This is a genomic window from Aeromicrobium sp. CF3.5 (genome assembly GCF_051262695.1).
GTDB lineage: Bacteria > Actinomycetota > Actinomycetes > Propionibacteriales > Nocardioidaceae > Aeromicrobium.
In genome coordinates this window covers 638,058-664,260 of the sequence record NZ_JBIMEZ010000002.1, presented here as the reverse complement: position 1 = coordinate 664,260, position 26,203 = coordinate 638,058, and the positions used below count along the sequence as shown (strand labels likewise).

Below are 26,203 nucleotides of genomic sequence, written 5' to 3'. Positions count from 1 at the left end.
CTGGTGCTCGACGCCTCCGCGAGTGCAGCGCGGCAGGAGTTGAGAGCAGTACCGAGGTCGCTCGCCTGCGCGGGGGTCAGGTGAGCGACCATCGTCGCTTCCAGTGCTGCCACCGGTGTGGCGTGTTCGTCCAGCAGGCGCTGCCCCTGCGGGGTCAGGGACAAGGTCACTCGGCGGCGGTCCGCGCTGTCGCGCTCGCGAGAGATCAGTCCCTGTCGCTCCAGCGCACCGACCAGGTCGGCCATCGACTGCGTGGTCACGAACGAGTTGCGGGCAAGCTGCGCAGCCGTGACGTCGTGTCCGCGCTGCAGGACCGTCAACGCGGTGTACTGGGCCGTCGTGATGCCGGCGGGCCGCAGGACGGCGTCGAGGTGGGACCGGACCGCGAGCTCGACCTGTTTGACCGCATAGAGCAGTGAAGGTGCCGCGAGGGGGCCGGAGTCGTCGTCGCGGTGGGGCATGGGCAGGATCCTAGCCTCTTGCGATTAAACAGGAAACCTGTCAATCTGTTGGCCACGGAGGCGATGGGCCGACGAGAGGACTGGGCATGGCGCTGTTCGCGCGGCAGGGGAACTTCGGAGTCGGTACGTGGCCGGCACGTCGGGCTCGCATCAGCCCGGACGCCACGGCACTGTTGCAGGCTGATCGCAGCCTGACCTATGCCGACCTCGCCGATCGTTCGGCCCGCCTGGCCGCCGCTCTCCGTGAGCGCGGCGTCGGCCCGGGTGACTGCGTCGCCTACCTCGGCGTCAACGACCTGAGGACCTTCGAGACGTTCTTCGCCACCGGGCTGCTGGGTGCGGTGTTCGCGCCCCTGAACTTTCGGCTGTCACCCAGCGAGGTCGCCTACATGCTCGAGGACAGCGGCAGCCGGGTGCTCGTGGTCGGCCGCGGTGTCGACGACCTCGTGACGAAGACCCTCGCCAAGAACACGCCGGTCGACCACGTCCTGTCGTTCGGGACGGCTCGCGACGACGCCGAGGACTACGAGCTCCTGACGACACGAACCACGCCGCTCGCCGACGTCGCCGACGTCACGCTGGAGGATCCGGCGCTGCTGCTGTTCACGTCCGGCACCACCGGTCGCCCCAAGGCGGCCGTGCTCACCCACGGCAGTCTCACCTGGAACACCTTCAACCAGCTCGGGCACATCGACTTCGTCAGCACCGATCACATCTTGTGCTTCGCGCCCTTGTTCCACGCGGTGGGATTCGGGCAGTCCACGCTGGCGACCCTGTTCAAGGGTGGGACGGTCGAGATGCTCGACGGCTTCGACCCCGGCATCGTGCTGCGGACCATCGCCGAGCACCGCGTCACGGGAATGGCCGTGGTGCCCACCATGCTGCAGATGATGGTCGAGCATCCCGACTGGGACACGGCCGACCTCTCGTCCTTGCGCTACGTCAACTACGGCGGCTCCCCGGCGACCGAGCACATCAGCCGTGCCTGGCAGCAGCGCGGGGTGACCCTGCAGCAGGGCTACGGCATGACCGAGGCCGCGCCGGGTGTCTACATGGCGCCGGTGCAGGGCAGTGAGCAGCGCCCGGTCTCGATCGGTGTGCCGCACTTCTTCACCGACGTGGCGATGCTCGGCGATGACGGCACGGTCCTGCCGGTCGGACCCGAGCCGCGCGAGCTGCTGGTGCGCGGACCTCACCTGTACGACGGCTACTGGGGGAGGCCCGAGGCCAGCGAGGAGACCGTCGTCGACGGCAGCTGGTTCCGATCCGGCGACATCGTGCAGGTCGAGGACGATGGCTGGGCCCACGTCGTCGACCGCCTCAAGGACGTCATCATCTCCGGTGGCGAGAACATCTACCCCGCCGAGGTCGAGGCCGCGATGCACTCGCTGCCGGGTGTGCGGTCGGTCGCTGTCGTGGCGCGGGCCGACGACCGTTGGGGAGAGGTCGGAGTCGCCTTCGTCGAGCGCCTGCCCGATGCGTCCCTCACCGAGGCCGACATCCGGGCGCACCTCGACGGCCGCCTGGCCCGTTACAAGACCCCCGCCCAGTTCATCTTCGTCGACGAGCTGCCCCGCAATGCCTCCGGCAAGGTGCTCCGCACCGACCTGCGTGGACGCGTCACCCCTGGAGGAACCGCATGACCCAGCTCGACCTGTCCGCGCTCGCCCTGCCGGAGTCGATCACGACCGAGCGGCACGGCGACGTGCTGATCGTGCGGCTGTCCCGCGCGCACAAGCGCAACGCCCTGGACGACGCCACCGTGCTCGGCTTCGAGCGGTTGTTCGCCGATCCGCCGGAGTGGGCGCGCGCCGCGGTCCTCGACGCCGACGGCGACCACTTCTGCGCCGGGCTCGACCTGGCTGAGCTGTCCGAGCGCAGCACCGTGGGCGGCCTGCACCACTCACGCATGTGGCACCGCGCGTTCGAGCGCATCGAACGCGGCCGCATCCCAGTCGTCGCAGTGCTGCGGGGAGCCGTGATCGGCGGAGGACTCGAGCTGGCCAGCGCATGTCACGTGCGGGTGGCCGAGCCGTCGGCCTACTTCGCCCTGCCGGAGGGGCAGCGCGGCCTGTTCGTCGGCGGCGGCGCCTCGGTGCGTGTGCCGCGACTCGTCGGCGTCCACCGGATGGCGGACATGATGCTGACCGGCCGCGTCTACGGCGCGGAGGAGGGGCACCGGGTGGGCTTCAGCCAGTACCTCGTCGAGGACGGCGCCGGCCATGACACGGCGCTCGAGCTGGCTCACAAGATGGCCGGGGTCTCGCCCGTCACCACCTATGCGGTCATCCAGGCGCTGCCGCGCATCGGCGAGGCCGATCCGGACCAGGGCTACTTCATCGAGTCGCTGATGGCGGCCGTGGCCGGCGGCAGCGACGAGGCGAAGTCTCTGATGCGTGAGTTCCTCGACGGGCGGGGCGCGCGGATCAACGGCGAAGGTCCGCGATGACCGACCAGCACGTCGTCTGGCGCCCCGCCTCCGACTGGCGCACCACGACCCGCATCGGTGCCTTCGTGCAGTGGGTCGGTGAGCACCGCGGCGTGACCGTCGACGACTACGACGACCTCTGGCGTTGGTCGGTCGAGGACCTCGACGGGTTCTGGTCGGCGATCTGGCAGTTCTTCGGCGTCGAGTCCGACACCGAGGTCGGCCCGGCGCTGGCCGACGACTCGATGCCAGGTGCCGTGTGGTTTCCCGGCGCCAGCATCAACTTCGCGCGGCACGCCCTGGCCGCGCGCGACGTGGATCCGCAGGCGATCGCGATCGTGGGCCACTCGCAGACGCGGGAGACGGTCGAGCTCACCTGGGCCGACCTGCGCGACCAGGTCGCGCGGGCGCGCGCCGGCCTGCAGCGCCTCGGAGTGGGGCGCGGCGACCGCGTGGCCGCCTACCTGCCCAACATCCCTGAGACCGTGGTGGCCTATCTGGCCACGGCAAGCCTGGGAGCGATCTGGGCCTCGTGCGCTCCCGAGCTGGGGCCGCGCAGCGTCGTGGACCGTCTTGGCCAGATCGAACCGGTGGTGCTGCTGGCCGTCGACGGTTATCGGTACGGCGACAAGGCGGTCGACCGCGTGGCCGAGGTCGCCGAGGTGCGCGCAGCCATGCCGTCGCTGCGCGATGTCGTCCACGTCCCGTACGGCGGGCAAGGCCTCGAGGACACGGTCAGCTGGGACGAGCTGCTGGCTGAACCGGCCGAGCCTGCATACGACTCGGTGCCCTTCGACCACCCGTTGTGCGTGTTGTTCTCCTCGGGCACCACGGGCAAGCCCAAGGCGATCGTGCACAGTCACGGCGGGCTGCTCATAGAGCATCTGAAGAATCACGCACTGAGCTGGGACCTGGGTCCCGGCGATCGCCTGATGTGGTTCTCCACGACCACCTGGATGGTGTGGAACTCGCTCGTCTCGGCCCTGCTGGTCGAGTCGTCGATCGTGCTGATCGACGGCAACCCGATGTACCCGGACGCTGATCTGCAGTGGCGTCTTGCTGCGCAGACGCGAGCGACGATGGTGGGGCTGAGCCCGGCATTCATCATGGCGGCGCGACGCTCCGGCGCCGAACCGGCTCAGGTGCACGACCTGTCGGCGCTGCGTCAGGTGGGAGCTGCGGGCAGCCCCCTGCCGGCCGAGGGATACGCGTGGATTCGAGAGCAGCTCGGCGAGGAGATCCTGCTGAACGTCGGCAGTGGTGGAACCGACGTGTGCGGCGGCATCGTGCAGGGCAGTCCGTTGCAGCCGGTGATCGCCGGCGAGATCTCCGGGGCCTGCCTCGGGGTCGCTGCCTACGCCTTCGACGAAGCCGGCGAACGCGTGGTCGGTGAGCTCGGCGAGCTCGTCATCACCCGGCCGATGCCCTCGATGCCGGTGGGTCTGTGGGGCGATGAGGACGGCTCGCGCTACCGCGAGACCTACTTCGAGACGTATCCCGGTGTGTGGCGCCACGGTGACTGGGTGCGATTCGCCGAGTCCGGCAGCTGCGTGATCGCCGGCCGGTCCGATGCCACCCTCAATCGCGGAGGGGTGCGACTGGGCACGTCGGAGTTCTACGACGTGCTCGGATCGATGGCGCAGATCGACGACTCCCTCGTGGTCCATCTCGAGGACACCGACGGCGGCAACGGTGAGCTGATCGTGTTCGTCGTGACCGCAGGCGGCTCGCGCCTGGATGACGAGCTCATCGGCACCATCGGGCGGACCCTGCGTAGTTCGCTGTCGCCCAGGCACGTGCCCGACCGTGTCATCGAGGTGCCGGCCGTTCCGACGAACCGGACCGGCAAGAAGCTGGAGGTTCCGGTCAAACGGCTGCTCCAGGGTGCCCCGATCGAGCGTGTCGTGGCGCAGGACACCGTGGTGGATCCGGCCGTGTGGGACCCGTTCCTCGAGCTGGCCGGAGCCCGCGCATGAGCCATGTCGCCATCGTCGGTGCGGGTGTGATCGGACGCGCCTGGGTCTGCCAGCTCGTCTCGCGCGGGGTGACAGTTCGCATCAGCGACCCGTCTCCGGCCGCTCCCGACCTGCTGGCGCACGACATCGAGCTGGCTGGCCCTGCCCTGGCGACTCTCGGTCACGACGTCGGAGGCTGGCGGGATCTGGTGACGTGGGCCGATTCGCCGTCCGAGGCGGTCGACGGTGCCCGGTTCGTGCAGGAGAACGGACCCGAGGACGAGGCCGTCCGCGGTGCGCTCTACCGCGAGATCGATGCGGTCGCCGATCCGGACGTGCCGGTGGCGAGCAGCACCTCGACCATGATGCCCAGCACTCTGGCCGCGCTGGCGCCCCTGCATCCTGAGCGTTTTGTCGTGGGTCACCCGTTCAACCCGGTGCACCTGATCCCGCTCGTGGAGGTGGTGGGCGCCGAGGTGACCTCGCCACAGATCGTGCAGAGGGCGCTGGAGTTCTACCGCGACATCGGCAAGCGGCCGATCCACGTGCGGCGTGAGGTGCCAGGTCACCTGGCCAACCGGCTGCAGGCGGCGTTGTGGCGCGAGGCGTACTCACTGGTGCAGCGCGGTGTCGCCACGGTCGCCGACGTGGATGCCGCCATCGCGCACGGCCCCGGTCTGCGATGGGCCCTGCTCGGACCGGTCGTCAACCAGCACCTGTCTGGTGGAGAAGGCGGCCTGGGCCACGTGCTGGCGCACCTGGGCCCGCCGACCGAACGACTCATGGACGATCTCGGCGAGGCGCCGCTGACGCCCGAGCTCGTCGCGGCACTGGTCGCCGGAGTCGATGACGAGCTCGACGGCATCGATCAACACGCCATGAGTGCGGACCGCGACGCACTGCTGCTGATGTTGCTCGCTGCCAAGACCAACGCCCAGAACCTGCCCTGATCCCCTTCGGAGGTCCCATGTACGAATCGGCCATCGACGTCGAGGCCCTCGTGGCCATCGACGTCCACACCCACGTCGAGGCGGACGGCCACGGCCACTACTCGCTCGATGACGAGCTGATGGATGCGTCGGCGAAGTACTTCAAGGCCGACGCGATCCGGACGCCGACGATCGACCAGATCGCCGAGCACTACCGCGAGCGCCAGATGGCGGCGGTCGTGTTCACCGTCGACGCCGAGCGCGAGATGGGGCACCCGCCACTGTCCAGTGAGGAGATCGCCGAGGGCGCCGCGCGCAACAATGACGTCCTGATCCCGTTCGGTTCGGTCGACCCGAGGCGCGGCGACGAGGCCGTCGAGCGAGCGCGCCGTCTGATCGGCGATCACGGGGTGCGCGGGTTCAAGTTCCACCCCAGCCTGCAGGGCTTCCGGCCCGACGACGAACGCTGGTACCCGCTCTACGAGGTGCTGCAGGACGCCGGCGTGGTGGCACTGTTCCACACCGGTCAGACGGGCATCGGGGCCGGACTGCCCGGCGGCCGGGGCATCAAGCTGCGCTACTCCGACCCCATGCTCGTCGACGACGTCGCGGCCGACTTCCCGCAGCTGGACATCATCCTCGCCCATCCGTCGGTGCCCTGGGTCGACAGCAGCATCTCGATCGCGACCCACAAGGCCAACGTCTTCGTGGACCTGTCGGGATGGCGGCCCAAGTACTTCCCGCCGCAACTGGTGCGCCAGGTCAACACGTTGCTGCGGCACAAGGCGCTTTTCGGCTCGGACTTCCCAGTCATCACGCCCGACCGCTGGATGGCCGACTTCGACGAGCTCGACCTCAAGCCCGAGGTCCGGCCGCTGATCGTGAAGGACAACGCAGCCCGTCTTCTGGGCCTCGTCGCAAAATAATCAGGAAACCTGTCTAAATCGCTTGACGCGCGACGTGATCGACAGGATTCTTGAGTATCAGCAATGTGAGAGAGGTCACCATGAAGAAGTCAGCACTCATCGCCGTCGCGGCCGCCGCCGCGCTCGGGCTCGCCGCGTGCGGTTCGGGCGGAGGAGCCAGTGAGAACGAGCAGGGGCTGCGGGAGGTCTCCTTCTCCGCGCTGCCGATCCTGCCGACCGGGGCGATCGTCGTGGGCCAGGAGCAGGGGTTCTTCGAGGACGAGGGGATCGACCTGACCGTCGAGATGGCCCAGGGTGGCGCTGCGATCATCCCCGGCGTGGTATCGGGCAAGCCGCAGTTCGGCACGAGCAACCCGGTCTCATTGTTGACAGCGCGTGACAAGGGATTGCCGCTGAAGGTGCTGACGCACTGGTCGTCGGATCTGATGCCCCCGGAGGACGGCATCAACGGGATCATCTCGTTGAAGGACTCCGGGATCGATGAGCCTGCCGATCTCGAGGGCAAGTCCATCGCGATCAACACCCTGAAGTCGATCGGCGACCTGACGATCCGCGAGACGCTGCGCGAGGCGGGCGGCGACCCCGACTCCATCGACTTCGTCGAGCTCGGGTTTCCCGACATGCCTGCGGCACTGGAAGCGGGCAACGTCGACGCGGTGTGGGTGCCCGAGCCCTTCCTGACCAGCCTGCAGGAGGGACCCGGCCAGCTGGTCGGCTACACCAGCCAGCTGTCGGTGCCCGGAATGGCGATGCAGTACACCTTCACCAGCGAGGAGCTGATCGCCTCTGATCCAGAGCTCGTCGCGTCGATGACCGCTGCGCTGGAGCAGACGCTGACCTACGCCGAGGAGAACCCCGACGAGGTGCGTGCCGCGGCCCAGGAGCTCACCGGGATCCCGCCGGAGCTGGTCGAGATGGCTGGCCTCGAGGCGTTCGGCACGGACCTCCGGGAGCCGCAGCTGAAGCGTCTGGGCGAGCTGATGACCGACGAGGGTTGGATCGACGGCCCCGCAGACATCGACGGTCTGCTGCCGTAGGACCGTTCACGCCACGCGCCCACCCGACGATCGGGTGGGCGCGTCGTCGTGTCCGGTTAGGCGCGTTCGAGGATGCGCACGATGCCGTGATCCGCATCGACCTCGACGAGGTCACCGGTGCGGATCACGGCGACAGGATCGTGGTCCAGCTCGCTGATGGTCGGGACCCGGGTGACCACCGCACCGAGGACGGCCTTGGTTGTGACGGTGGTGAAGAGCATCGCCGCGGGCGCGGTCCCGAGCAGCCGAGTGCTCTGGAAGAAGCCGGACCACCCCGACGATCCCTTGGCTCCTGGGAACACGAGCACCTGGTCGGTGAAGCAGACGCCGCTCAGTGCGTGTCGTCGCTCGATGATGGTGCCCAGCGTCGGGTCGATGCCGCCCCAGCCCGAGATGGTCTCGGGAGACACCAGCGCTCGAGCGGTCACCGTGCCGGGAACGATGGATCGTCCGCGGAGCTCGCGCACGTCGGCGCTCATCGCAGCTCTCCCTTCCAGCGGCCGGTCAGGGCTGCCTCGATGCAGTCGCGAGTCGTGCCGAACCACGCTTCGATGTCGAGGATCGCCGGCAGGTAGTGCGCCTGCTTGGCGCTGTCGGTCGCAAACACTCGAGTTCCCTCCGGAGCGGTGCGCGACATGGCCGGACACGAGTCGGTGAGCACCTGTCCACCCGCGGCGCGGATCGCGGCCGTGACCCCGTTGCGGTCCGCGACATCGCGGAGGGCGCGTGGAGCCATCACCCACAACCGTGTGTCTGGGTGCAGCTTCCGGCCGTCGAGCAGGCGTGCGATCTCGGCCATCTGCTCGACCGAGGCGTGCGGGCAGCCGAGCAGCACGAAGTCCACGTCGGTGCTGCTGCCCTGGTCGTTGAGCGTCTCGTAGACGTGTGCACGGTCCGCCGCGGTGTAGTGAACCGTGGTGGCGGGAACGGTGTCGCCGAAGGCCTCCTCGATCGTTCGGGCCTCCGGCGTCACGCCGGGCAGGTGGAACATCTCCACACCGCCGCTGGTGGCCATGGCCGCTCCCAGGTGCTTCAGGTCAGTGAGCGTGGGCCTGGCGAGCTGCCCGCTCAGGACAGGGCGCTGCTCGCCGACCACGTCACCGGCGAAGTAGCCGAGCATCCCCCAGTCGAGGAAGGACTCGACCCTCACGTCGGACTCGATGAGGTGCGTGCCGCGTCTGGTCTCTTCGCGGTGATTGCCCCAGCAGGGTATCCGCCCGGTCAGGCCAGCCGATCCCGTTGACGCCGTGCCCTCGCAGTTGGTGCGGGCGCCCAGCACCGAGTTTGCATAGATCACGGCCGAGGACTCCATCCACGCCACGTGCTCGCCACGGGTGGGCAGGTTGCCCACCTGGTAGGGCGTGCACGTGGCGAGGATGTTGATGCCCTTCTCGGAGGCGAAGGACTCGGCGCCGTCCTGCAGCTCCACGAGCTCGGATCGATACGGTGAGATCGACAGCACCTCATCGTTGAAGCCCTGTTGGAGCTGACAGGTCGGGACCCGCATCGGCGGGATCGCGATGTCTGCATCGCTGTCGAGGTTGATGACCGAGAACGCCTTGTCCCAGCCGTGCTCCTTGGCGATGATGGTCTTCGCAGGGGTGGGTTGGGTCGACGTCCCGGCGACGTTGCGGACGTCGCACAGCACCTCTGCCCCGAGTCCCTCGCCGTAGCGAATCAGAAGGTCCATGGCCGCCGCGATCGCGTCGCCCTCGGCCCCGTCGCGCATCGCTCGATCGTGATCTGTCAGATGCATCTGTCCTCCTCAGGACGTCACGTTGTGAGCGACTCGAGTCCGCAGGTCGGACCAGGAGATGTCGGCGACCCCTCCGCCGTCCGCAAGATCCAGGGCGTGCGCAGCCGCCTCGCCCATCGCCGCGCACGGCCCCATGACACGGACGCTGGACAAGGCGGCGGCGTCACCGTCGACGCACCGTCCGGCCGCAAGCAGGTTGACGGCGCCCTTCGGGGTGATGCTGCGCAAGGGGACCTCGTGCACGTGATCGGGCTCGAAGACTTCCCACACGTATCCGTCGGGACGGTCGTGCAGCTCGATGGGCCATGCCGTTCGCGCCACCGTGTCTTCGAACCTCGTGCCGTTCACGACGTCGTCGACGCTCAGCTGGTACTCGCCGGCGATCCACCGCGTCTGGCGTCGCCCCGGAAAGCCGTAGAGCCGCACCGTGGCGCGGCCGAATGCCTCGGGGAACTCAGCCTTGAGGAAATCGACGACGAGATCGGCCTGTGCTCGGCCCTCGAGCTGCGCGCGGGAGGCGGCCACTGGCTCGAGCGGAGCCTCGACGTGCGTCATGTTCATGACAGCGGTGTTGCGTCCGGGGAAGAAGAAGGCCAGGCCGTCCTTGCGCACCAGGCCGTAGTTCTCGGCCTTGTCGCGGACGCGCTGGGCGAGCTCTTCGGGGGACGGCGCGTGCTCGGGATCGAGATTCTCCAGTCGGACCTGCTGCGAGCCCCAGATGGTGCGCTCGGGCACGCGACAGTCCAAGCCAGCCTCCCAGGTGAGTGCTGCATCGCCCGTGGCATCGACGAAGGCGTCAGCGACCACGCGCAGCAGGCCGTACCGGGTGGCGAAGTTGACGGCTCCGATATGTCCTCCGTCGTTCTCCACCGACAGGACCGATGCGCTCGTGATGGCGTGGATGCGATGGTCCACGACCTGTTCCTCCATCCAGCGGCCCACTGCCACCTCGTCATAGTTGACGGTCATGGTGTGACGGCGGTTGTAGGAGATGTCGCCGCTGGACTCCAGATCGGAGAACATGTCGGTGAAGATCCCGTGGGTGAGCTGCTGGTAGTCCGGCCCGTTGCCGTAGACGCCGCAGAACAGGCCGATGAGCGAATTTGCGCACTGGCCGCCGAGGACGGGTAGCGCGTCCACCAGCGCGACGCTGCGTCCAAGGCGCGCCGACGCCAACGCTGCGGACATGCCGGCGATGCCGGCCCCCACGACGCAGACGTCGGTCCGGAGCTCCTCGACGGGTGGCTCGGTGGAGCGACGTACGGTGTTGACGGTCAGATCACTGAGTGCGTGTGGCATGCGAGGACTTCCTCTCGTCGGTGGTGGAGTCCGAACGCCCCAGGACAGCGCCGTGGGACAAGGAGCTGACGGTCGCGGCGTAGGCGCCGAGCCAGGGAGTGGCGGCGGCGCGGCCGATCGGCCCTCCCGTGGCCGTGTCGTCCTGAAGGTCCACGTCGACCCGGTTCGAGACGAGGTCGACCGTGATGGTGTCGCCGTTGCGGACCTGTGCCAGTGGCCCACCTTCGGCGGCCTCCGGCTTGACCTCGCCGACCACGATGCCGGCGTTCACGAGCCCGGAGAGCTGGCCGTCGGTGATGACCGCGACCTTGCCGGTGAGTCCGGCCCCGTCGAGTGCGAACACCACGTTGGAGGCCATGCCCATGCCGGGAGTTCCGACCGGACCGACACCGCGCACGACCAGCATCGACCCGGCCGGCACTTCACCGGCGTTGATCGCGGCGATCGCGGCGATGGGATCGTCGTGGACCACGGCCGGGCCCTCGGCGCGGTCGCCGCGGGGGTCGGTGACGGAGAGCTTGACGATGGCCCCGTCGGGTGCGAGCGACCCCCGCAGGATGCGGATGGTGGCCTGGGGGCCCCGAGGATCGGAGAGGGGGCGGATCACCGCGTCGTCGAGATGCTCCAGACGGTCCACGATCGAGCCCACCGACTCTCCGGTCACGGTCGTGACGGTGCGGTCGACGGCGGCTCCGAGCTGGTGCAGCACGCCCCACGCCCCGCCGGCGGCCTCGAACGCCTCGATCGAGTCAGGGCCGTTGGGTCGGACGGCCGAGAGCGGGCGCACCGTCTCGCCGGCCTCCTCGAACATCGTGCCGACGTCGAGCCCGAGCCCGAGCTCGGCGACGACTGCCTGCAGGTGCTTGACTGCATTGATCGATCCGCTCACGGCCAGGACCGCGGCGACCGCGTTCCGCACGGCGCCCTCGGTCATGATCCGGCGCGGTGTGCGGTCAGCCTCGAGGGCGTCGAGCACGGCTGAGGCCGATTCGCGGACGGTCTGCCACATGCGGGGACTGTTTGCTGCCACCGGCGCGGCACCCGGCACGGTCATGCCCAGGGCTTCGGCCACGACGTGCATGGTGTTGGCCGTTCCCATGCCTGTGCAGACCCCGGGCCCGGTGATCGCTCGGTCAGTCATCGAGCAGAGGTCCTCCACGGAGATCCTCCCCGATGCCACGTGGCCGGCCTTCAGGAACACTTCTTCGATGTCGACCGGTGAGCCGTCGGCCATGCGTCCGCACGACTGATATCCGCACGGAACGATCACGGTGGGTACGTCCAGCCGTGCGGCTGCCATCAGCTGTCCCGGTGCGGTCTTGTCACACGAGGCGAGGCAGATCATGGCGTCGAGCTGACCGCCTTCGACGGCGGCCTCGATGTCGGCCGTGACGAGGTCACGGCTCGACAGGACGTAGCCTCCGCCTGCTCCGGCCGCCATGATGAAGTCGGTCGGCGCGACGGTCCTGATCTCGAAACCGACGGCGCCGAGCTCAGCGAGTCGCTCGCAGGTCGCCGTGGCTATCTCGTCCAGGTGGCTGAAGCATGGCGCGAGCTTGGACGAGGAGTTCACGACGGCGATCTTGGGGCCGCTGATCTGCTCGTCGGTCAGGCCGAGTGCCTTCCACTGGGTCCGTCTCGTCGCCCAGCGAGGGCTGCCGACAGGAAAATTGCTTCGGTACTCCCTCACGCTGCTTCCTTTCGTGCGTAGACCGATTCGTGCCACGGGATCACGAGCCGCTTGCACGAGCTGACGATGAAGAACAACGTCAGTCCGATGGCTGCGAGAAGCATGATGACGGCGAAGAGGGCCGGCGCGTCCAGCTCGTTCAGACTGCGAACGATCATGTAGCCGAGTCCCTCGTTGCCGCCGAGATACTCGCCCACGATGGTGCCGATGATGGCGAGCACGATGGCCGTCTCCATGCCGGCGAACACGAACGGCATCATGGACTTGCCCTCGAGGTGGGTGAACGTCTGCCACTTGCTCGCGCTGATGCTCTGCATGACGTCGCGGTGCCCTCGATCGACGGATCTGACTCCCAGCTGGACGTTGAGCATGACCGGGAAGAACGCCAGCAGCGCGGCGATGAGGACCTTGGTACTCATCCCGAATCCGAACCAGATGACGAACAGGGGGATGAGGGCGACCTTGGGCACGACCTCCATCGCGATGATGAGAGGACGCAGGCTGATCTCCAGCAGCGGAATCTTGCCCAGCAGGACACCCACGACGATCCCCACGAAGACGCCGATGGAGAAGCCCAGCAGGATCTCGGTGAGCGTGATCCGAACGTTGACCCAGGTGCTGGCGTCCAGGACGACCTCGCGCAGGCTTCCGGCGATCGTGGTCGGTGGCGGGAGCAGCAAGGGTGAGATGTCGCGGATCCGCACCACGGCTTCCCAGATGGCGAAGAACACGAGCAGGACCGTGGGGGTGCTGACCCACGGCAGGATCTTGATCAGGCGTTGACGGGTCATGACTGCTCCTCCTCTTCCTTCATCAGCGCGGAACGCAGCCCGGCGACGATGTTCGTGAACGTGGGTGTGGTCTGCACCTCGTAGGTGCGCGGTCGCGCAGCCCCCACCGGGACGATCTGCTCGATGCGGCCGGGGCGCGGCGTCAGGTGGACCACGCGGTCGCCCAGGAATGCCGCTTCCTCGATGTCGTGGGTGACGAACACGACAGTGGCTCGGGTGGCCAGGGCGATGCGCTGGATCTCCAGGTTCATCTTGTCCCGCGTCATCGCGTCCAGGGCCCCGAAGGGCTCGTCCATCAGCAGGAGATCGGGGCCGTCGCTCAGCGCTCGAGCGATCGCGGCGCGCTGGCGCATGCCCCCAGAGAGCTCGCGAGGATAGTTCTCGAGAAAGGATCCGAGCCCGACGAGGTCAGCGAGCTCTCGGGCGCGCTTGCGTCGCTCGCGCTTGCCCATGCCTCGGAGCTTGAGCGGGAGGGCGATGTTGTCCGCGATGTTGTACCAAGGGAACAGATTGGCTTCTTGGAAGACGACGCCCAGGTTCCGGATGACGCTGTTGTCAGCCGTGGAGCCTTTCCACAAGGAGCGACCGGCGATCTGCACCTCGCCCGAGCTGGGCGGAACCAGGCCAGCCATGATGCGAAGCAAGGTCGTCTTGCCGCAACCGGAACGACCGATCAGCGAGACGAACTCCTCCTTCGCGATCTCCAGGTTGATCCCCGACAGGGCGTGGGTGACTCCGTGATCGGTCTTGTACTGCTTGTCCAGTCCGGTGATCGAGATCTCCGCGGCAGCGTGGCTCGAGGCGGCGGACGAAGTGGGTTCCTGCACGTCGAGGGTCATGGTGTGGTCTCCTGCGTCTGGTTTCGGGGGGTGGGCCATCAGGTGAGGAGCTCGTTGGTCATCCAGGACGACGGGTCGCTGCCGCCCGCCAGCATGTCGGCCCCGACGAGCTGGTCGTAGGCCTCGGCCCAGTAGGCCGAGTCGGTGGTCATCAGCTCGGACTCGCCACCGCGTGTCCACAGCGTGCGGGCCTGCTCGAGTGCCTCGGTCGCGATCGTGTCGTCGTCGAGGGCGGCGAAGGAGTACTTCTTGCGCATGGTCGAGATCGAAGCCTGCAGGTCGGTGTCGTCCACGATGCTCTGACAGGCGTTGTCGATGGCCGACAGATATTGCGTGATCATGTCGCCGTTCTCGTCCATGGCCTTCGGCGTCGTGGCGTACACCTGGGAGTCGGCGACGATGCTGAAGCCGGGATCGAACACCCCGGCCTCGCCGGGATACTGCTGCATCGCCGTCAGGGACTGATCGATGCTGACCATGTAGCCGGCGATGTCTCCGCGTTTGACCAGCTCGAAGGTTCCCGGCCCGAGCCCGACGACCTGACGCTCGACGTCGGTCGGGGCGAGTCCGGCCGTGTCCATCATCAACGAGAGGGTCTTGTCGCTGGTGCCGCCCTCGGAGGGAATGCCCATCTTGACCCCGCGGAAGTCGGCCGGTGAGGTCAGGGGCTGGTCCTGGGAGTAGAGGATGCGGATGGAGGATCCCCGCACCAGGGTGGCCACGTTGAGGAGAGGCTGGCCATCGGAGGCCGCGGACATGACGTCGATGCCCCCGATTCGCGTCAGCGGCGCTCTGCCGGCCACCAGCAGCTGGATGGCCTGGGGGGATCCCTTGGTGGTCTGGATCTTGACGTCCAAGCCCTGGTCGGCGAAGAATCCGCCAGCATCGGCCATGAGCTCGGGCGACATCGACAACGACTCGATCGGGAGGTAGCTCAGGAAGGTGAAGCCAGAACCCGAGCCGCTGCTGCCACTGGCGCAGGCGCCGACGCTGCCCAGCGCGGAGACGGTCACGGCGAGGCCGAACGCTCCTTTCATCAGACTGCGGCGAGAGACATCGGGGCCGAGGGGGCCGGAGATGGCGGTCATGGTTCCTCCTGTGTGGTGGGTCACACCGGACTCTCCACGGAGGCGACCGAGAAGCCAACAGAATTTCCACTGAATGAGAGGAATTCTGCAATTCACCGAACTCGGGAGATGCTCCAAGCGGCAGTCTGGACGGCTTGGGCGAGGCTTCGCTCACGGAGCATTGCGCCCGGAACGTTGACCGAGAGTGCTGCCACCACAGTGCCCTCACGGTCGGTGATGGGAGCGGCAACCGATGCGGCGTCAGGGTTCACCTGGCGGTCAGCGACCGCAAAGCGTTGATTTCGAATCTTCGCGAGGGTACGCCGCAGGGAGTGCGGGTCGATCTCGGTGTGGGGAGTGAACCGGTGCAACGGCTGCGCCAGATACTCCTCCTGGATGGCTGGGCTGGAGTCGGCAAGCAGAACGAGGCCGACCGCAGTGACGTGCAAGGGGTAGCGACTTCCGACGGCGGGCCGGAGCTGTTGGTCGTCCGAGGGTGTGAGGCGCTCGATGAAGAGCGCCTCGAGCTCGTCGCGCACTGCGAGGTGGACGGGGTACTGAGTGATCTCGAGGAGGTCGTGCATGAAGGGGAGCGCCAAGCGCTGGATACCGACGGAGCGGGGCGCGTGAGAGGCGATCTCCCACAGGCGGAGGCCCACGCGGTACTCCGGACCGTGGCGCTCGAGCATTCCGCACGCCGTGAGCGACTGCAGGATGCGGTGACAGGTCGACAGTGGAATACCGCTGAGTCGAGCGATGCGGCTCGCCGTCAGGTGGTCGTTGTGGTTGAACGTCTCGAGGATCTCGACGACGCGGGTGATGACCGCCTTGCCGTCGTCAGTGCGCACCTCGGCTCTCAGTTCACCTGGCGGTCGTGGCCAGCCCAGAACTCCTCGCGCAGCTTGAACTTCTGCAGCTTGCCGGTGGCGGTGCGGGTCAGCTCGTTGCGGAACTCGATGCGCTTGGGGCACTTGTAACCGGCGAGATATTCGCGGCAGTGCGCGATGAGATCCTCGGCCGAGGCCTTCTGACCCTCGTCGAGCACGATGAGAGCAGTGATCAGCTCGCCCCACTTCTCGTCGGGGATGCCGATGACGGCGACCTCGCGAACGGCCGGGTGCGAGGACAGTGCGTCCTCGACCTCGATCGACGAGACGTTCTCCCCGCCGGTGATGATGACGTCCTTCTTGCGGTCGGCGATCGTGAGATAGCCGTCCTCGAGGGTGCCGCCGTCGCCGGTGTGGAACCAGTTGCCGGCCTGCGCGGTCTCGGTCGCCTCGGGATTCTCCCAGTACGACTCGAGATTGTGATTGCTCTGGGCCAGCACCTCGCCCCCGTTCTCTCCGGCACCGTCCTCGATGCGCAGCCGCACACCCACCACAGGCGCTCCGGCGCGGCCGAGGTTACGGGCCTGCGTGGTGGCGTCGAGGTCGTCCCACTCCGAGCGCATGCGGCTCATGGTCAGCAGGGGAGCGGTCTCGGTGAGGCCGTAGATCTGGATGAACTCCCAGCCGAGCTCTTCACGCACCCGCTCGATGGTTCGGGTGGGCGGCGGAGCGCCGGCCACGATGATGCGTACCTGGTCGCGACCCGGGATCTCGCCACTCCAGTCCTTGGCGGCGTCGAGGACCGAGCTCACGACCGCAGGTGCCGCACACAGGTAGGTGACGCCGTGCTGCTCGATGCGGCGCAGGATCTCGGCCCCGTCGATCTGCCGGATCACCACCTGCTTGACGCCCATGCCGGTGGTGGTGAACGGGTGCCCCCAGCCGTTGACGTGGAACATCGGCAGTGTGTGGAGGTAGACGTCGCGGTCGTTGACGCCGACGTGCCAGCCGAACATCGACGCGTTGATCCACATGTTGCGGTGCGTCATCTGCACACCTTTGGGCCGCGCGGTGGTGCCGGACGTGTAGTTGATGGTGGCGGTGGCACTCTCCTTCTCGACCGGCTCGCCCTCCCACGGTGCGGGCTCGGTCGACTCTCCCCAGATCAGGTGGTCGTCGCGGCCCAGCACGAACGCGTGCTTGCAGTCGACCTCGTCGATGAGGTGCGCGAGGTCGGGATCGACCATCAGGACCTCGGCTCCCGAGTGCCCGATGATGTAACGGATCTCGGCGACGCTGAGGCGAAAGTTGACCGGCACTAACACCCGACCCCACCCGGAGACGCCGAAGAACGAGCAGAGCATGCGGGCCGAGTTGTGCGACACGATCGCGACGCGACCGCCCACCGGCACGCCGAGGTCGTCGAGGGTCGCCGCCTGGCGGCGGGCGCGGCGCTGCAGCTCGGCATACGTGATCTCGTCCCAGGAGTCGGCGGGCTGGTTCGGCTCATCGACGACAGCGACACGATCCGGGTACACGGTGACCGCGCGGTCGAGGAAGTCGTTGACGGTCAGCGGGTAGAACACAGCTTCCTCCGATGGTGGTGTGAGTCACGTCCGCCACCATCTTGCACCGGCGGCGGGGCCTGAGCATAGGTAGATTCGTTCTGTGCCCTCCATCTCGTGCCGAATTGCCGTTGCCCCCGAGGTGGCGTGGCGGCTGCTGACCGATCTGGATGCCTGGCCCGCCTGGGGCCCCAGCATCGTCGGCGCCAGCATCGATCAGGGGACCAGCTCGTCTGGCGATCTGTGTCTCGGCGCCCGCGGAACAGTGAGGACGGTGGTGGGGGTGTCCTTGCCGTTTGAGGTCACTGAGTTCGTCGACGGTCAGCGCTGGGCTTGGGCGGTGGCTGGCGTGCCGGCCACAGGGCACCGCGTCGAGGCGACCGCTGACGGCTGCGCGGTCACCTTCACGGTGCCGTGGTGGGCCCCGGGCTATCTGGTGGTGTGTGCGCTGGCACTGGGTCGCATCGACCGGTTGGCGACCTCGCCGGCGACGGGAGGACAGCCCTAGGCAGGTCCGTCCTCGATCATCGTGGTGCGCCTGATCGTCGCGGGCGAGCCCGCGGCTACTACGTGATCGGGGACGTCGTCGAGGACGACGCTGCCTGCACCGATCACGCTGTTGCGGCCGATGGAGACTCCCGGGCCCACCGTGACGGAAGCGCCGACCCACACGTTCTCGCCGATCGTGATGGGCGCGCACCGTTCCCAGCCCTCGCGTCGGCGCTGATGATCCTCGACGGGGTGCAGGGCGGTCATCAGGTGGGCACCGGGGCCGATGCGTGCGTAGGCGCCGATCGTGATGGGCGCGTCGTCCATGAAGAAGGCGTTGGAGTTCACGAAGACGTCCCGCCCCAGCGAGATGTTGGACCCGTAGCTGCACTGGAACCGCGGCATTACCGAGGTGCCGTCGCCGACGGACCCCAGGAGCGCGCCGATCACCCGGGCCCGGGTGGCGTCGTCGTCAGCACGAGCGGTGTTGAAGTCGTCGAGTTGGAGCCAGCACGCTCGGCGGCGCTGCTGGAGCTCCTCGTCGTCCAGATACCACTCGCCTCGTGCCATGCGGCCGGCGTTCTCATCCATGCTCGGATCCTTGCAGGCGCTGCGGATCGCAGCCTCCAGACTCTCGGATCGCGGCCTGGGTTAGTTCTTGTCCACACTGTGCTTCCAGTCTGAAACGGACTGTCGGAGGGTCCGTCTAGGTTGGATGTATGAGCAACCACGAGAGCATCAACGAGGAGCTGAAGACCGGTCGGTTGACCGAGCTCGCTCGGGTGCAGGCTCGCGCGGAGGCTCGGGCGATAGAGGCGATGATCGGCTACCGCGATGCTGAGTATCAGCGGATTGCTGGGTTGGATCGGCCGTTGATGCGTCAGGTCGAACGGGCTGTGGTGGTGCTGGAGATCGGCCAGGCCATGGGGCTTTCCGAGACCCAGGTGCACGGCCGGCTCGCCTCGGCTGACCGGGTCCGCGAGCACACCCCACGGGTGTGGCTCGCCTTCCGTGACGGCATGATCAACGAGGCGCGGATGCGGGAGATCTCCTCCACGGTCGATGTGTTGCAGCGCAACGACTCCTACATTCGTCTGGATCAGAGCGCCGTTGCCTACGCCGAGTCCCACACCGTTTCTGAACTTCGTCGGTGGTTGCGGCGGTTCGTTGACCGGGTCGAGACCGACCTCGCCCTCGAACGTGCCGAACAAGCCCGGGAGCGTCGTCGGGTCGATGTGCGTCATGGCGATGACGGGATGGCGACCCTGCTGGCCGGACTGACTTCCCCGCAGGCCGCGGCCGCGATGAAGCGACTGACCGTCGAGGCCAAGGCCCTGGGCGCCGACGACCCCCGCACCTTGGCGCAGCGTCAGGCCGATCTCCTCGCCTCCTGGCTGACCAACAACGAGGACGGCGAGACCTCGATCCACGCCCACATCGCGGTCAAGCTGTCAGCCGAGACGTTCACCGGAGCCAAGGACGGGTTCGCCGAATCCGCCGACGGCTCCTGGTCCTGTCCCGCCTCCTGGATCTTGAACCCCGACCTGGTCGCGAACCCCGTGTGGCACCGGTTGATCGTCGATCCAGTCACCGACGACGTCCTCGCCCACCAGTACCTCGGCCGACTGGCCCCAGAAACACTCAAGCTCGCGTTGCTTTTCCGCGACGGCGTGTGCCAGGCACCGGGGTGTCTGGTTCCGGCCGATCGGTGCGATGGCGACCATCGACAACCCTGGCCCGACGGACCAACCTCGGGCGAGAACATGTGGCCCCTCTGTCGACGCCACCACATCCTCAAAGGACACCGCATCATCCAGTGGATCCTGCCCTCCGGCCAGACCGTCGACGCCGAACCCACACACCGACAACCACCCGCACCACCACCATCAGCGATGGAACACCGACTCGCCCACCTGCTCGCCAACCACTGAGCGGCCGTGCGTGCGTGCGGCTGTTCAGTCGTGGTCGATCGAAGCGGCCGTGGCAGCGGCCTCAGGATTCGCGAGGCCGCGGAACGTGCGAAAGCTGTAGACGATGATGGCCACCGCGATCAGGCTCGAGACGATCAGGGTGATGCCGGTGCCGAGACCGCCGATGAGCCACCACGAGTCGCGAACCGGCCACCAGCCGGGGGCGGCAGGGCTGACGATCCACAGCACGCCGAAGGCCGCGATCATCGCGGCTCCCGTCACGCTGGCCAGGATGCGCGGCCAGGTCTGCACGCTGTCGGCGGCGGACTTGTAGGCAGCCGTCTTGACCGGCTGGAGTCGACGTTCTGCCCACTCGTACTGCTGTGACAGCACCAGAAGTCCGGCGAACAGGCCCAGCAGGCCCGGGCCGGGGAGGATGAGCGCGGCGATGCCAGCCACGACGAGGGTCCACCCGACGACCTCGATCGCGACGCGGCGGGCGACGGCTCGCGATGCTCCCATGCGTAGAAACTACCGGGTCGTCACTACCGATCAGCGCAGGCCGGTGACGCGCGACCGGATCTCATCGACGCGCAGCGGACGTCGACGTCGCACCAGAACCAGGAGGTCGCGGCTGGGCGGTCAGCACGGAGTGTCCGCTGCGCTGGGCTGTGAGACGAGCCAGGTGTCGTCGGTTCGGGTGAGCTGATAGGTGATCACGGTGGACTCGCCGACCGGCCGCGAACCGACGCCCGGGCTGTCACGGTCCTCCTCCGGAACGAGGAGCAGCCGACTGTTGTCGAGGCAGCCGGAGTACTCGGCAGTGCCGCCGGAGACCGTGACGGAGTCCGGGGTGAGCGTGTAGTCGCCGAGCATCACGAGTCCCTCATCGTCCAGGGCCTGCTTGACCCCGCCGACGATGCCGTCGGCGACCTCGTCCGTGGCGACCTCGGTGAGGTCGATCTCGCGATCGCCCTTCTGGTAGTCGATGAGGGCGGCCTGGTACGCATCGACGGCGTCGACGACCTCGCGCTCCTCGGCGGTGAAACCGTCGGGGTCGACGCTTGCGGTCGACTCGGCCGGCGGCTGGGGTTCGGACGAGCCCGAGCATGCACCCAGCGCCACGAAGGTGGTCACTGCAAGAGTCGTGGCGAGCTGTCGACTTCGCGAAGTCATCAGGGTCCTCGGGGCGGGAGCACGTGGTCGAGGTGCACGATAGTCGACATCGTGGCCCCCCTGTCATCTCTGGGGCGATAGCGTCGAGGCCATGACTGATCTGCCGCTCGCGCATTCCGACTCCATCCACGTCGACCGCACGCCGGAGGAGGTCTACGCCCTCGTCAGCGACGTCACTCGCACGGCCGAGTGGAGCCAGCAGTGCGTGGAGTGCTCGTGGGACGACGACGGCGGTCCTGCCGTGGGGGCGACCTTCACCGGCACCAACGAGGTGCCCGGTCGCACCTGGACGACCCGGTCGACCGTGGTCGCCGCGGATCCCGGGGTCGAGTTCGCCTGGGAGGTCGGAGCCGGGTTCGTGTTCTGGGGCTACCGCATGGCGCCCGACGGCGACGGCACGACCTTGACCGAGTCGTGGAAGTTCCTCGATGCAGGGCTCGCGTTCTTCGCTGAGACGTATGGAGACGAGGCCGACGCCCAGATCGCCGATCGCGCCCGTGCCGCACACACCGGCATCCCGCCGACGCTCGCCGCGATCAAACAGGTGGCTGAGCGCGGAGTAGGGTCCACGGCATGACGGTGATAGCAACGCTCGAGATGCGCTTCACTCCGGAGTCCGTGGCCACGGCCCGGGATCTCTTCGCGGCCGAGCTGGTGAAGACACGCGAGTTCGACGGCTGCCTGGGCGTGGACGTCCTCATCGACATCAACGACGAGTGCCACTGGGTGGCGCACGAGACCTGGGAGTCGATGGAGCACGATGCGGCCTATCGCGAGTTCCGCGCCGGCCCGGGCAAGATCGCTGGCCTTCCTGCGCTGCTGGCCTCCGCGCCGGTGCTCACCTGGTACGAGGTCGACCCGGGGATCTGAGGCGGAGCCGAGACCGTCGACCCACCCGTGGTCGCGGCGTCGTACGGTGCAGCGATGAGCTGGGAGTCGTACTTCAGTGCTGGTCTGGACCGTGACGATGCCGACGCATGGGGCCAGATGGTCTCGGACCTGCGCGGTCTCCACGACGCGATCGCGGCCCTGCCGTTTGATCGCGCGGTGGTCGACGAGCTGGCCGCGGATCTACGTGGATGGCGCGAGAAGCTGGAGCCGAAGGCGGGCGAGGAGCTGGAGCAGGCCAATGGCCGGGTCCAGCAGCTGCCGATGCGCGGCCACGCGATGCTGCCGGAGTTCGTGGTCAGATCGACTGGCGGCGGGCGGGTCGACGGCACGGTCACGTTCGGCCGGTACTTCATGGGCGGCGGCATGGCCGTGCACGGAGGCGCGGTGACACTGATCTTCGATGAGGTCCTCGGCATCCTTGCGTCGGCGGAAGCCCGGACCATCACGCGCACCGCCTACCTGCATACCGACTACCGGGCGCTGACACCGATCGACGTGGAGCTGACCGTGTCGGCCTGGATCGACCGTGTCGAGGGCCGCAAGATCTTCGTCAAGGGCGAGATCCGACGCGGCGACGTCAGGTGCGCCGAGGCAGAGGCCCTATTTCTCCAGCTGACCCCCGAGCAGGGGCTGGGCAAGCGCGCCGAGTGAGGACAGCAGCAGGCCCCGATCACCTCGAGCACGAAGGCAGGAGACGACCGGGGCCGGGTGGTGCTGGGTCAGGCCTTGGTGCGCCCTCGGTTGAAGATGCTCCAGCCACCGGGGCCGACGGCCAGGCCGACGACAATGAGCACAACTCCCCACAGGATCTGGCCCGAGATGAGGCTGACGATTCCGGAAATCACGAGGATCACGGCTGCGATCCACAGAAGTAGTGCCATGCGAATTCTCCCATTCGGTTGTCTGTGGCGTTCGCGCCCGCTGCGTGAGCGGGCGACGAACACCACAGATGTACCCACCTGAGAATCGCCTAAACGCCGGCGAAGGTGGCACGGGTGGGCCACTGCGCGCTAGCAGCGCCGGCCCACCCGCTTCGTGCCGCGGCCATCGCTGTGTGCTCAACGGTGTCGCGCTGCATGCGTACCCGTTTGGGCACTTCTGACACCACGGGTGGACAACAGCTCAGGTGAGAAGGCGATCGAGCCCCTCGCGGAGGGGCGACCTCACGTTCGATGTTTCGTGGGCGACCCGATGGGGTATCTCCACGACAACCCCTGAAGGAGACTGGCTCCATGAACCCGATCCTGTCCGACGCGTCGCCCGAGCCGCTGAGCGGAGGGCTGGTGCGCGCCCGCCTGGCCGACGCGGGGGCCATCGTGAGCGGTGGCCGCACCGCCGATCGATGGGCTCGGCTCGCCGCGTGGGGACGCGAGGACCTGGCCCTGGCCAAGGTGCTCGAGCCGCACCTGGACGCAGCCGCCATCCTGGGCGACCTGACGCAGCCGGCGCCGGAAGCCGGTTCGGTGTGGGCCGTCTGGGCGGCAGAGCCCCCGTTCGCCGTGCTGACCGCTGATCGGGAGGCGGAGACGTGGCGGTTGTCGGGGCGCAAGGCGTTCTGCTCGGGAGCACATCTGGTCAGCCATGCCCTGGTGACCGCGCGTGTCGAGGGCGGTTCGCGCCTGTTCTCGGTCGACTTGGCGGACCCGGGGCTTCGCGTCGACGACGAAGCTCCCACCTGGGTGGGGTCTGGGATGCGTCGTGCGGCCACCGAGGCGCTGAGCTTCGACGGGGTCGAGGCCAGTGCCGTGGGCGGGGTCGGCGACTACACGGCGCGTGCCGGCTTCTGGCACGGCGCGATCGGGGTCGCCGCCTGCTGGTTCGGGGGCGCGCTGGGCGTTGCCGACACGCTCGAGCGCTCAGCCGACCGTCTGGACGCCCATGCCGCGGCGCACCTGGGTGCCGTGCGAGCTTCGCTGCTGGCCAGTCGCGCTTCTCTGCACCTGGCGGCAGAGATGGTCGACGAAGGTCAGGTCGAGGACCCTGAGTCGGCCGAGCACCTCGCGCAGGCAGTCCGGTCCGTGGTCGCCGACACGGTTGAGGACGTCATCGCCCGAGTCGGGCGGGCTCTGGGCCCCGGGCCGCTGGCATTCGACGCCGCCCACGCGGCACGGGTCCACGATCTGCAGGTGTTCGTCCGTCAGCACCACGGCGAGCGGGATCTCGAGCGACTGGGACGGCTGGCCCGACATGTGTGATGGCCGACGTGAGTGAGGCATGGAGCGACGTGCTCGCGGCTCTGGATGACCGACCACCGCTGGATCCGGGTGGCACGGCCCTGATCGTGTCCGCCCACCCCGATGACGAGGTGGTCGCGCTGGGCAGCTGGTTGTCGCAGCAGTCCGGGCGAGACCTGCTGTTCGTGACGGCCACCGACGGCGAGGCGTCCCATCCGGGCGATCCGCACCTGACGCCGGACGTCCTGGTCGGACGACGTCCCCTCGAGCTGGTCGAGGCGTTGCGGCGACTGGGGATCGAGAATCCAGCGGTCGAGCGTCTGCGGCTGCGCGACGGCGGTCTGGCCACGAGCACGTCGGCGCTGCTGTCGTTGCTCGAGCCCTGGGTCGAACGGGCCGATCTGGTCGTGGCGCCCTTCGAGATCGATGGTCATCCGGACCACGACGCGGTGGGTCAGGCGTGCCGTGCACTGTGCACGACCCAGGTGCTGTGGCGCTATCCGATCTGGACGTGGGAGTGGGACGTCCCGCAGGCCCAGGAGTGGTTGTCGGACCTGCGTCGACTCGACACCACCGTCGAGGCGCGTCGTCTCAAGGTGCACGCTCTCGAGGCGTTCGTGACGCAGGTCGAGCCGGCCGCCCCCGGCGCCGAGCCAGTGGTGACGTCCTCCCTGCTCGCGCACGCGAAGACGGCCCCGGAGGTGGTCGTCGCATGACCGGACTGTCGTACTTCGAGAATGCCTACTCCGAATCGGCGGACCCGTGGAACCTCGTGTCGGAGTACGAGCAGCGCAAGTACACCCTCACGCTCGCCAGCCTTCCGCGGCAGTCGTACGCCTCCGCGTTCGAGCCCGGATGCTCGATCGGTGTGCTCACCGGGCTCCTCGCGCAACGGTGCGAGCGGATCATCGCGACCGACGGCGTCGCGGCACCGCTGCAGGAGGTGGCAGGCAGGGCTCCGTCCGCGGAGGTCGGTGTGGGCACGATCCCGGCGGACTGGCCGGCCGGCTCGTTCGACCTCATCGTGCTGTCGGAGGTCATGTACTACCTGACCGCCGCCGACCGGCGGCACGTTCTCGAACGGGCGCGTGACTCCCTGCTCAGGAGCGGGCACCTGCTCGTCGTGCACTGGCGACACTCGTTCGAGGAGGCGGAGTGCGATGGCGACGTCGTGCACGCAGAGGTCACCGAGTTTGCGACCGAGGTCGGTTGGTCCCGGCTCGTCCACCACGTGGAGACCGACTTCCGGCTGGAGGTGTTCGGCTGTGACGCGACCTGAGGTCCGCGTGATCTGCGTCGTGGTTCCGGCTCACGACGAGCAGCGGCTCCTGCCCGAGGCCCTGCGGGCCCTCGACGTGGCGTGCGCGGTGGCGGGGACCGTCGTCGAGCTCACCGTCGTGGCGAACGGGTGCCACGACCTGACGGCCGAGGTGGCTCGCGATCTCGGCGTGCACGTGATCGAGGTGGACGTGGCGAACGTGGGGGCGGCGCGCGCAGCCGGCTTCGACCACGCGCTTGCTCGGCACAGCGGGCACCTGAGTGAGGTCTGGTTCGCGACCACCGATGCCGACAGCCGCGTCCCCGCGGGGTGGTTCGGTGCCCACCGGGCGGCAGCGGCCTCCGGCGCGGACGCCCACCTCGGCACGATCGCCCTGACCGAGTGCGATCGCCGTGACGCGTCCGTGTGGGCCGATGCCTATGACCTGCGAGCTCGTCAGGACGCCGTGCACGGGCACGTGCACGGCGCGAACCTGGGCATCAGCGCGCTGGCCTATCACCTCGTCGGCGGATTCCGGCCGCTGGCCGTGGGTGAGGACGCCGACCTGGTCGGCCGGTTGGCCGCGTGCGGCGCGGTCGTGTCCTGGTCTGCTGACCTGCCGGTCACGACATCGGCCCGTCGAACCGGCCGAGCTCCGGACGGAGTCGCGGCCGACATCGCCCGGTCAGCGGGTCTGGCCACCTCGCCAGTGAGATGATGGCGGGGAAAGAGGAG

Annotated in this window: 29 protein-coding genes; 15 read left to right on the top strand and 14 right to left on the bottom strand. The window is 68.2% G+C overall.

Annotated features, from left to right (window positions below):
* Positions 1-461, bottom strand: a 461-nt coding sequence (locus ACHAA3_RS06870) for a MarR family winged helix-turn-helix transcriptional regulator (protein WP_435708207.1), incomplete at its 3' end; no start/stop codon positions are given.
* An 86-nt stretch (positions 462-547) separates the two neighbouring features.
* Between ACHAA3_RS06870 and ACHAA3_RS06865 the strand changes: the two genes are divergently transcribed.
* The 6 genes from ACHAA3_RS06865 to ACHAA3_RS06840 all read left to right on the top strand — a co-directional run bounded on the left by ACHAA3_RS06865 (position 548) and on the right by ACHAA3_RS06840 (position 7,736).
* Positions 548-2,104, top strand: coding sequence for an acyl-CoA synthetase (locus ACHAA3_RS06865; RefSeq protein WP_435708206.1), 1,557 nt, complete (start codon positions 548-550; stop codon positions 2,102-2,104).
* Positions 2,101-2,910: a crotonase/enoyl-CoA hydratase family protein gene (locus tag ACHAA3_RS06860; RefSeq protein ID WP_435708205.1), complete on the top strand. Its 810-nt coding sequence runs from the start codon at positions 2,101-2,103 to the stop codon at positions 2,908-2,910. The genes ACHAA3_RS06865 and ACHAA3_RS06860 overlap by 4 nt, the downstream gene beginning before the upstream one ends.
* Positions 2,907-4,865 carry an acetoacetate--CoA ligase gene (locus ACHAA3_RS06855; protein WP_435708204.1) on the top strand — a complete coding sequence of 653 codons (1,959 nt, stop codon included), beginning with the start codon at positions 2,907-2,909 and terminating at the stop codon, positions 4,863-4,865. The genes ACHAA3_RS06860 and ACHAA3_RS06855 overlap by 4 nt, the downstream gene beginning before the upstream one ends.
* On the top strand, positions 4,862-5,794 hold the full coding sequence (locus ACHAA3_RS06850; protein ID WP_435708203.1) for a 3-hydroxyacyl-CoA dehydrogenase NAD-binding domain-containing protein: 933 nt from the start codon (positions 4,862-4,864) through the stop codon (positions 5,792-5,794). The genes ACHAA3_RS06855 and ACHAA3_RS06850 overlap by 4 nt, the downstream gene beginning before the upstream one ends.
* A 17-nt stretch (positions 5,795-5,811) precedes the next feature.
* A complete protein-coding gene (locus tag ACHAA3_RS06845) occupies positions 5,812-6,699 on the top strand; it encodes an amidohydrolase family protein (RefSeq protein ID WP_435708201.1) in 888 nt (295 codons plus the stop codon).
* An 80-nt stretch (positions 6,700-6,779) separates the two neighbouring features.
* Positions 6,780-7,736 carry an ABC transporter substrate-binding protein gene (locus ACHAA3_RS06840; protein WP_435708200.1) on the top strand — a complete coding sequence of 319 codons (957 nt, stop codon included), beginning with the start codon at positions 6,780-6,782 and terminating at the stop codon, positions 7,734-7,736.
* A gap of 56 nt (positions 7,737-7,792) precedes the next feature.
* On the opposite strand, the gene ACHAA3_RS06835 is transcribed toward ACHAA3_RS06840, so the two are convergent.
* The 9 genes from ACHAA3_RS06835 to ACHAA3_RS06795 all read right to left on the bottom strand — a co-directional run bounded on the left by ACHAA3_RS06835 (position 7,793) and on the right by ACHAA3_RS06795 (position 17,591).
* A complete protein-coding gene (locus ACHAA3_RS06835) occupies positions 7,793-8,215 on the bottom strand; it encodes an aconitase X swivel domain-containing protein (RefSeq protein ID WP_435708199.1) in 423 nt (140 codons plus the stop codon).
* A complete protein-coding gene (locus ACHAA3_RS06830; RefSeq protein WP_435708198.1) occupies positions 8,212-9,492 on the bottom strand; it encodes an aconitase X in 1,281 nt (426 codons plus the stop codon). Before ACHAA3_RS06830 ends, ACHAA3_RS06835 begins: the two co-directional genes overlap by 4 nt.
* Positions 9,493-9,501: 9 nt before the next feature.
* Entirely contained in the window at positions 9,502-10,791 is a 1,290-nt protein-coding gene (locus ACHAA3_RS06825) for an FAD-dependent oxidoreductase (protein WP_435708197.1), read from the bottom strand.
* A complete protein-coding gene (locus tag ACHAA3_RS06820) occupies positions 10,772-12,481 on the bottom strand; it encodes a dihydroxy-acid dehydratase domain-containing protein (protein ID WP_435708196.1) in 1,710 nt (569 codons plus the stop codon). Before ACHAA3_RS06820 ends, ACHAA3_RS06825 begins: the two co-directional genes overlap by 20 nt.
* Positions 12,478-13,272, bottom strand: a complete 795-nt coding sequence (locus ACHAA3_RS06815) for an ABC transporter permease (RefSeq protein WP_435708195.1) — start codon at positions 13,270-13,272, stop codon at positions 12,478-12,480. The genes ACHAA3_RS06820 and ACHAA3_RS06815 overlap by 4 nt, the downstream gene beginning before the upstream one ends.
* Entirely contained in the window at positions 13,269-14,111 is an 843-nt protein-coding gene (locus tag ACHAA3_RS06810) for an ABC transporter ATP-binding protein (RefSeq protein WP_435708194.1), read from the bottom strand. Before ACHAA3_RS06810 ends, ACHAA3_RS06815 begins: the two co-directional genes overlap by 4 nt.
* Before the next feature lie 38 nt (positions 14,112-14,149).
* Positions 14,150-15,199 (bottom strand): ABC transporter substrate-binding protein, encoded by a 1,050-nt coding sequence (locus ACHAA3_RS06805; protein ID WP_435708193.1) that lies wholly within the window; start codon positions 15,197-15,199, stop codon positions 14,150-14,152.
* Between the two features lie 92 nt (positions 15,200-15,291).
* Positions 15,292-16,026, bottom strand: a complete 735-nt coding sequence (locus tag ACHAA3_RS06800; RefSeq protein ID WP_435708192.1) for an IclR family transcriptional regulator — start codon at positions 16,024-16,026, stop codon at positions 15,292-15,294.
* A gap of 8 nt (positions 16,027-16,034) precedes the next feature.
* Entirely contained in the window at positions 16,035-17,591 is a 1,557-nt protein-coding gene (locus ACHAA3_RS06795) for an AMP-binding protein (protein ID WP_435708191.1), read from the bottom strand.
* An 82-nt stretch (positions 17,592-17,673) separates the two neighbouring features.
* On the opposite strand from ACHAA3_RS06795, the gene ACHAA3_RS06790 reads away from it, so the two are divergent.
* Positions 17,674-18,078 (top strand): SRPBCC family protein, encoded by a 405-nt coding sequence (locus ACHAA3_RS06790; protein ID WP_435708190.1) that lies wholly within the window; start codon positions 17,674-17,676, stop codon positions 18,076-18,078.
* On the opposite strand, the gene ACHAA3_RS06785 is transcribed toward ACHAA3_RS06790, so the two are convergent.
* A complete protein-coding gene (locus ACHAA3_RS06785; protein ID WP_435708189.1) occupies positions 18,075-18,650 on the bottom strand; it encodes a sugar O-acetyltransferase in 576 nt (191 codons plus the stop codon). The two genes, ACHAA3_RS06790 and ACHAA3_RS06785, sit on opposite strands and share 4 nt — an antisense overlap.
* Positions 18,651-18,778: 128 nt before the next feature.
* Between ACHAA3_RS06785 and ACHAA3_RS06780 the strand changes: the two genes are divergently transcribed.
* A complete protein-coding gene (locus ACHAA3_RS06780) occupies positions 18,779-19,990 on the top strand; it encodes a DUF222 domain-containing protein (RefSeq protein ID WP_435708188.1) in 1,212 nt (403 codons plus the stop codon).
* A gap of 24 nt (positions 19,991-20,014) precedes the next feature.
* Here the strand turns inward: ACHAA3_RS06780 and ACHAA3_RS06775 are convergent, their stop codons facing one another.
* Positions 20,015-20,491: a PGPGW domain-containing protein gene (locus tag ACHAA3_RS06775; protein ID WP_435708187.1), complete on the bottom strand. Its 477-nt coding sequence runs from the start codon at positions 20,489-20,491 to the stop codon at positions 20,015-20,017.
* 120 nt (positions 20,492-20,611) lie between these two features.
* Complete coding sequence (locus ACHAA3_RS06770; protein WP_435708186.1) at positions 20,612-21,106, bottom strand: hypothetical protein; 495 nt, start codon at positions 21,104-21,106, stop codon at positions 20,612-20,614.
* 130 nt (positions 21,107-21,236) lie between these two features.
* Between ACHAA3_RS06770 and ACHAA3_RS06765 the strand changes: the two genes are divergently transcribed.
* Genes ACHAA3_RS06765 through ACHAA3_RS06755 form a run of 3 tightly spaced genes read left to right on the top strand, consistent with a single transcriptional unit; the run spans position 21,237 to position 22,687 of the window.
* Positions 21,237-21,722, top strand: coding sequence for an SRPBCC family protein (locus tag ACHAA3_RS06765; protein ID WP_435708185.1), 486 nt, complete (start codon positions 21,237-21,239; stop codon positions 21,720-21,722).
* Positions 21,719-22,015: a putative quinol monooxygenase gene (locus tag ACHAA3_RS06760; RefSeq protein ID WP_435708184.1), complete on the top strand. Its 297-nt coding sequence runs from the start codon at positions 21,719-21,721 to the stop codon at positions 22,013-22,015. Before ACHAA3_RS06765 ends, ACHAA3_RS06760 begins: the two co-directional genes overlap by 4 nt.
* Before the next feature lie 54 nt (positions 22,016-22,069).
* Complete coding sequence (locus ACHAA3_RS06755) at positions 22,070-22,687, top strand: PaaI family thioesterase (protein ID WP_435708183.1); 618 nt, start codon at positions 22,070-22,072, stop codon at positions 22,685-22,687.
* Positions 22,688-22,755: 68 nt separating this feature from the next.
* On the opposite strand, the gene ACHAA3_RS06750 is transcribed toward ACHAA3_RS06755, so the two are convergent.
* Entirely contained in the window at positions 22,756-22,917 is a 162-nt protein-coding gene (locus tag ACHAA3_RS06750) for a GPGG-motif small membrane protein (RefSeq protein ID WP_435708182.1), read from the bottom strand.
* A gap of 351 nt (positions 22,918-23,268) precedes the next feature.
* On the opposite strand from ACHAA3_RS06750, the gene ACHAA3_RS06745 reads away from it, so the two are divergent.
* The 4 genes from ACHAA3_RS06745 to ACHAA3_RS06730 are packed head-to-tail and all read left to right on the top strand — an operon-like array spanning position 23,269 to position 26,186.
* Positions 23,269-24,231, top strand: coding sequence for an acyl-CoA dehydrogenase family protein (locus ACHAA3_RS06745; RefSeq protein ID WP_435708181.1), 963 nt, complete (start codon positions 23,269-23,271; stop codon positions 24,229-24,231).
* An 8-nt stretch (positions 24,232-24,239) separates the two neighbouring features.
* The gene (locus tag ACHAA3_RS06740; protein ID WP_435708180.1) at positions 24,240-24,926 is read left to right on the top strand and encodes a PIG-L deacetylase family protein; all 687 of its coding nucleotides are present in this window, start codon (positions 24,240-24,242) and stop codon (positions 24,924-24,926) included.
* On the top strand, positions 24,923-25,489 hold the full coding sequence (locus ACHAA3_RS06735) for a class I SAM-dependent methyltransferase (protein WP_435708179.1): 567 nt from the start codon (positions 24,923-24,925) through the stop codon (positions 25,487-25,489). The genes ACHAA3_RS06740 and ACHAA3_RS06735 overlap by 4 nt, the downstream gene beginning before the upstream one ends.
* Positions 25,476-26,186, top strand: coding sequence for a glycosyltransferase (locus tag ACHAA3_RS06730; protein WP_435708178.1), 711 nt, complete (start codon positions 25,476-25,478; stop codon positions 26,184-26,186). The genes ACHAA3_RS06735 and ACHAA3_RS06730 overlap by 14 nt, the downstream gene beginning before the upstream one ends.
* Positions 26,187-26,203 lie beyond the last annotated feature (17 nt).

Bases quoted from the DNA above. Each gene is read 5' to 3' on its own strand.
- ACHAA3_RS06865 (WP_435708206.1), top strand. From the start codon at position 548: ATGGCGCTGTTCGCGCGGCAGGGGAACTTCGGAGTCGGTACGTGGCCG.
- ACHAA3_RS06845 (WP_435708201.1), top strand. From the start codon at position 5,812: ATGTACGAATCGGCCATCGACGTCGAGGCCCTCGTGGCCATCGACGTC.
- ACHAA3_RS06745 (WP_435708181.1), top strand. From the start codon at position 23,269: ATGAACCCGATCCTGTCCGACGCGTCGCCCGAGCCGCTGAGCGGAGGG.
- ACHAA3_RS06775 (WP_435708187.1), bottom strand. From the start codon at position 20,491: ATGGGAGCATCGCGAGCCGTCGCCCGCCGCGTCGCGATCGAGGTCGTC.
- ACHAA3_RS06840 (WP_435708200.1), top strand. From the start codon at position 6,780: ATGAAGAAGTCAGCACTCATCGCCGTCGCGGCCGCCGCCGCGCTCGGG.
- ACHAA3_RS06785 (WP_435708189.1), bottom strand. From the start codon at position 18,650: ATGGATGAGAACGCCGGCCGCATGGCACGAGGCGAGTGGTATCTGGAC.
- ACHAA3_RS06755 (WP_435708183.1), top strand. From the start codon at position 22,070: ATGAGCTGGGAGTCGTACTTCAGTGCTGGTCTGGACCGTGACGATGCC.
- ACHAA3_RS06850 (WP_435708203.1), top strand. From the start codon at position 4,862: ATGAGCCATGTCGCCATCGTCGGTGCGGGTGTGATCGGACGCGCCTGG.
- ACHAA3_RS06825 (WP_435708197.1), bottom strand. From the start codon at position 10,791: ATGCCACACGCACTCAGTGATCTGACCGTCAACACCGTACGTCGCTCC.
- ACHAA3_RS06805 (WP_435708193.1), bottom strand. From the start codon at position 15,199: ATGACCGCCATCTCCGGCCCCCTCGGCCCCGATGTCTCTCGCCGCAGT.
- ACHAA3_RS06750 (WP_435708182.1), bottom strand. From the start codon at position 22,917: ATGGCACTACTTCTGTGGATCGCAGCCGTGATCCTCGTGATTTCCGGA.
- ACHAA3_RS06810 (WP_435708194.1), bottom strand. From the start codon at position 14,111: ATGACCCTCGACGTGCAGGAACCCACTTCGTCCGCCGCCTCGAGCCAC.
- ACHAA3_RS06760 (WP_435708184.1), top strand. From the start codon at position 21,719: ATGACGGTGATAGCAACGCTCGAGATGCGCTTCACTCCGGAGTCCGTG.
- ACHAA3_RS06855 (WP_435708204.1), top strand. From the start codon at position 2,907: ATGACCGACCAGCACGTCGTCTGGCGCCCCGCCTCCGACTGGCGCACC.
- ACHAA3_RS06815 (WP_435708195.1), bottom strand. From the start codon at position 13,272: ATGACCCGTCAACGCCTGATCAAGATCCTGCCGTGGGTCAGCACCCCC.
- ACHAA3_RS06835 (WP_435708199.1), bottom strand. From the start codon at position 8,215: ATGAGCGCCGACGTGCGCGAGCTCCGCGGACGATCCATCGTTCCCGGC.
- ACHAA3_RS06735 (WP_435708179.1), top strand. From the start codon at position 24,923: ATGACCGGACTGTCGTACTTCGAGAATGCCTACTCCGAATCGGCGGAC.
- ACHAA3_RS06780 (WP_435708188.1), top strand. From the start codon at position 18,779: ATGAGCAACCACGAGAGCATCAACGAGGAGCTGAAGACCGGTCGGTTG.
- ACHAA3_RS06830 (WP_435708198.1), bottom strand. From the start codon at position 9,492: ATGCATCTGACAGATCACGATCGAGCGATGCGCGACGGGGCCGAGGGC.
- ACHAA3_RS06765 (WP_435708185.1), top strand. From the start codon at position 21,237: ATGACTGATCTGCCGCTCGCGCATTCCGACTCCATCCACGTCGACCGC.
- ACHAA3_RS06860 (WP_435708205.1), top strand. From the start codon at position 2,101: ATGACCCAGCTCGACCTGTCCGCGCTCGCCCTGCCGGAGTCGATCACG.